Genomic DNA, 5,583 nt, shown 5'->3' with positions numbered 1-5,583 from the left:
CGGCTACTGATAATTGTGATGCGGCTCCTGTAGTGACTTTCGAAGAAGTTAAAACAAACGGAAATTGTACCAGCAACTATACGCTAACCAGAACTTGGACTGCGACGGATGTTTGTGGAAACACTGCTTCTAAAGCACAAGTAATTACCGTTCAGGATAAAACTGCTCCGGTATTGAGCGAGACTCCTGCCGATGTAACCGCTGAATGTTCTGCAGTTCCTGCTGCTACTACTTTAACGGCTACTGATAATTGTGATGCGGCTCCTGTAGTGACTTTCGAAGAAGTTAAAACAAACGGAAATTGTGCCAGCAACTATACGCTAACCAGAACTTGGACTGCGACAGATGTTTGTGGAAACACTGCTTCTAAAGCACAGGTAATTACCGTTCAAGATAAAACTGCTCCGGTATTGAGCGAGGCTCCTGCCGATGTAACCGCTGAATGTTCTGCAGTTCCTGCTGCTGGTACTTTAACGGCTACTGATAATTGTGATGCGGCTCCTGTAGTGACTTTCGAAGAAGTTAGAACTGACGGAAATTGTGCCAGCAACTATACGCTAACCAGAACTTGGACTGCGACAGATGTTTGTGGAAACACTGCTTCTAAAGCACAAGTAATTACCGTTCAAGATAAAACTGCTCCGGTATTGAGCGAGGCTCCTGCCGATGTAACCGCTGAATGTTCTGCAGTTCCTGCTGCTGCTACTTTAACGGCTACTGATAATTGTGATACGGCTCCTGTAGTGACTTTCGAAGAAGTTAGAACTGACGGAAATTGTGCCAGCAACTATACGCTAACCAGAACTTGGACTGCGACGGATGTTTGTGGAAACACTGCTTCTAAAGCACAAGTAATTACCGTTCAGGATAAAACTGCTCCGGTATTGAGCGAGGCTCCTGCCGATGTAACCGCTGAATGTTCTGCAGTTCCTGCTGCTACTACTTTAACGGCTACTGATAATTGTGATGCGGCTCCTGTAGTGACTTTCGAAGAAGTTAGAACTGACGGAAATTGTGCCAGCAACTATACGCTAACCAGAACTTGGACTGCGACAGATGTTTGTGGAAACACTGCTTCTAAAGCACAGGTAATTACCGTTCAAGATAAAACTGCTCCGGTATTGAGCGAGGCTCCTGCCGATGTAATCGCTGAATGTTCTGCAGTTCCTGCTGCAGCTACTTTAAAGGCTACTGATAATTGTGATGCGGCTCCTGTAGTGACTTTCGAAGAAGTTAGAACTGACGGAAATTGTGCCAGCAACTATACGCTAACCAGAACTTGGACTGCGACAGATGTTTGTGGAAACACTGCTTCTAAAGCACAAGTAATTACCGTTCAGGATAAAACTGCTCCAGTTATTGCAACATTGCCTGAAGCTTCAACTGTCTCTTGTTCTGCAGTGCCAACTTTCGCCACAGCTACTGCAACTGACGAATGTGGTTCATCTGTAACTTTGACTTCTGAAGATGTAACAACTAATGGTCAGTGTGCTGGTTCCTATTCTATAACCAGAACTTGGACTGCGACTGATGCTTGTGGAAATGCTGCTACAGCTTCACAAACTATTAATGTAATTGATACAACTGCTCCTGTTATAGCAACATTGCCTGAAGCTTCAACCGTCTCTTGTTCTGCAGTGCCAACTTTCGCCACAGCTACTGCAACTGACGAATGTGGTTCATCTGTAACTTTGACTTCTGAAGATGTAACAACTAATGGTCAGTGTGCTGGTTCTTATTCTATAATCAGAACTTGGACTGCAACTGATACTTGTGGAAATGCTACTACAGCTTCACAAACTATCAATGTAATTGATACCGTAGGTCCAACTACAGCAACAGCTTTTACATCAACTATTGATGTGAATTGTGATGCAATTCCTGCTAAACCTGAACTGGTTTTTGTAGATAATTGTTCCGCAGTTTCTCCAGCTGTATTTACTGAAAACATTATTAACAGAACCGAAAATTCTTATTCTATTGTAAGAAAATGGTTGGTGGCTGATGCCTGTGGAAATGCATCCGAATTTATTCAAATCATTAATGTTACTATTGCCAATAATATTGTGACAATAAATAGCTCAATTTGTAATGATGGAGAAATTACAACTACTAACCTAAGTGATCTATTACCAGCAGGAACTCCTACAAACGGAACTTGGATTGATGTAAATAATTCGGGGGGATTACAAGCAAGTATACTTAATGCTTCTGGACTTTCTGTTAAAGATTATATTTTTGAATATAAAATTAACGATGCAACTTGTCCAAGAACTATAAGAGTGGTCATGACCGTAAATACTGGTTGTGGTGGTGTTGTATTAGCCTGTGGAACTGTATTAGTCCATAATGCTTTCTCACCAAATGGTGACGGAATTAATGAAAAATTCATAATCGATAATATTGACGATACAATTTGTTATCCAGATAATACCGTTGAAATTTATAACCGTTGGGGAGTATTGGTTTTTGAAACTAAAGGATATAATAATACAAGTAACTTTTTTGATGGTGTTTCTCAAGGTAGATCAACTATCCAACAAACTTCAGGTTTACCAACCGGAACCTACTTTTATATCTTGAACTATACCTCTATTGATGGTAATGGAAAATCTGTAACCAATAAAAAAGACGGGTATTTATATCTAACTAAATAATTAAATTTAATACCTGAGGGCATTTTGTCCTCAGGTATAATTAATACAAATCGCCCTTTTTCTTGAATAACAAACCTTAAATAATTTTATCAAAACAATCAAAAATAAATTTGATAGATAATTTAAAATAATAAGTATCTACTATGAAAACAAAAATATTTTCTTTCGCTTTGATCTTTACAGCCTTTGTAAGTTTTGCGCAACAAGATGCTCAATTTACTCAATACATGTACAACACCATCAATATTAATCCCGCTTATGCTGGATCTAGAGGTGCTCTGAGTATTTTTGCGCTACATCGTACACAATGGGTAGGACTCGATGGTGCTCCAGTCACTAATGCAGTATCTGTCAATACTCCCCTAAATGGAAGTAATTTAGGTTTGGGAGTATCCATTATAAATGACAGAATTGGTCCTACAACTGAGAATACGATTTCAACTGATTTATCATATACTATCCCTACTTCAGAAACTTTTAAACTATCATTTGGAATAAAAGCAACAGCTAATTTTTTTAATCTAGATGTTAACCGATTAAACCCTGTTGACAATGACCCTAGTATACATGATTTCAATAATAAATTCACCCCAAATATTGGTGCAGGTGTTTATTTACATTCAGACAAGGCTTATCTAGGGTTTTCAATACCTAATTTCATAGAAAGCAATCGGTATGATGATAATGAAGTAGCTATTTTTAAAGAGAAAATTAATTATTACTTAATTGCAGGTTATGTATTTGATATGAATGATTACATAAAATTTAAACCCGCATTATTAACAAAAGTTGTTGGAGGTGCTCCTCTTCAAGTTGATGTATCAGGAAATTTCATGTTCAATAACAAGTTTGTAGTGGGAGTAGCTTATAGATGGAGTGCCGCAATAAGTGCCATGGCTGGATTTCAGGTTTCGGATGGGATGTATGTAGGCTATGGTTATGACCATGAAACAACCAATTTAAAACATTATAATTCCGGGTCACATGAGATATTCTTGCGATATGAATTATTTAAAAATAATAACAAAATTACAACTCCAAGATTCTTCTAAAAATAATTATTATGAAAAATAAGATACTCCTATACATAACAATAATAAGTATTTTTTCTTTTAATACTTATTCCCAAAAAGCAAAATTGGCTACAGCTGATAAAAAGTATGAAAACTATGCCTATGTAGACGCTATAAAAACCTATGAGAGAGTTGCTGAAAAAGGATATAAATCAACGGATCTGTTTAAAAAATTAGGAAATGCCTATTACTTCAATGCCGACTTGGATAAAGCAGCTAAATGGTATGGAGAATTATTTGCCATGAATAACAATGATTTAGAACCTGAATATTACTATCGTTATGCGCAATCTTTGAGATCTATTGGCCAAAATGACAAAGCCAATGAAATGCTGGAATTATTCAATCAAAAATTAGGAAACGACAATAGAGGGAAACTTTTCAAACAAAATACTAATTATTTAGAAGCCATTAAAGCCAATTCAGGAAGATATCAAGTGGAAGATGCGGGTATCAATTCAAAATATTCTGATTACGGAACTACAATATATTTAAACAAAATAGTATTTGCTTCAGCTAGAGATACTGGAAGTTTAGGACAAAGAAAACATACCTGGACCAATCAGCATTTTACTAATTTATATTCTGCTGATTTAGGTGATAACATGACTCCAGGTATACCTGAAAAATTTGGTACGACTATAAATTCAAAGTTCCATGAATCTACTCCTGTATTTACTAATGATGGCAAAACCATGTATTTTACACGAAATAACTATCTTGATGGAAAAAAAGGAAAAGATGGAAATAAAATTACTTTAATAAAAATATACAAAGCCAGTTTAGAAAATGATAAATGGACTAATGTAACTGAACTGCCTTTTGACAGTAATAATTACAGTACGGCACATCCAGCATTAAGCCCTGATGGGAAGACATTATATTTTGCTTCAGATATGCCAGGAACATTAGGACAGTCTGATTTATTCAAGGTGAAAATAAATGACGATGGGACTTTTGGAACACCAGAAAATTTAGGAAATAAAATCAATACGGAAGGAAGAGAAACTTTCCCTTTTGTAAATGATGAAAATGAAATCTATTTTGCCTCAGACGGGCATCCCGGTCTTGGAGGATTGGATGTTTTTGTATCTAAAATAAATCCAGATGGTACTTTAAGTGAGGTGCAAAATGTAGGAGAAAATGTTAATTCGCCTAAAGATGATTTTGCTTATTTAATAGATACAAAATCAAGAAGGGGTTTTTTTAGCTCCAATAGAGATGGTGGACAAGGATACGATGATATTTATAAATTCTTAGAAACCAAAAGACTTACTTGTGAGCAGCTTTTATATGGTGAAATTACTGATTTAACTACAGCAGAACTACTTTCAGATGCAAAAGTTACCTTATACGACAGTCAATTTAATTTGGTCAGTACAACTACTTCTGATGCAAAAGGAAATTATTCTTTTACTGTGGAATGTGGAAAAACCTATAGTGTAAGAGCTGAAAAAATAGAATATAACACAAAAGAACAAAAAATCACTATTGCGAACGATAAAGGAAAAACATACTTACCAATTGCATTGGAAAAAGAAAAATGCAAAGTTACCATTGGTGATGATTTAGGTAAATGCTTTGGTATAAAAATGATTTATTTCGATTTAGATAAATCTAATATTAGAACTGAAGCTGCTTTGGATTTAGAAAAAATATTAGATGTTTTAAATCAAAATCCAACTATGAAACTTGATATACGCTCCCATACTGACAGCAGACAAACTTTCAAATATAATGAAGCTTTATCTGATAGAAGAGCTAAGTCCACCATAAACTGGTTAATCAAAAAAGGTGTTGATTCAAGCAGATTAACCGGAAAAGGATATGGAGAAACACAACTCGTAAATAAA

3 protein-coding genes are annotated in these 5,583 nt (G+C 35.9%); all 3 read left to right on the top strand.

The window, feature by feature from the left end:
* A partial coding sequence (locus tag ACM55I_RS16165) for an HYR-like domain-containing protein (protein ID WP_416847873.1) occupies nt 1-2,657 on the top strand: 2,657 nt, incomplete at its 5' end.
* Nucleotides 2,658-2,800: 143 nt separating this feature from the next.
* Entirely contained in the window at nt 2,801-3,709 is a 909-nt protein-coding gene (locus ACM55I_RS16160) for a PorP/SprF family type IX secretion system membrane protein (protein ID WP_416847872.1), read from the top strand.
* Between the two features lie 11 nt (nt 3,710-3,720).
* The coding region (locus ACM55I_RS16155) for an OmpA family protein (RefSeq protein WP_416847871.1) at nt 3,721-5,583 on the top strand (1,863 nt) is incomplete at its 3' end.

Source organism: Flavobacterium algoris (assembly GCF_048158525.1).
Taxonomy (GTDB): Bacteria; Bacteroidota; Bacteroidia; order Flavobacteriales; family Flavobacteriaceae; genus Flavobacterium; species Flavobacterium algoris.
The sequence above is the reverse complement of the archived record's forward strand: the minus strand, read 5'-3'. Positions and strand labels throughout refer to the sequence as shown.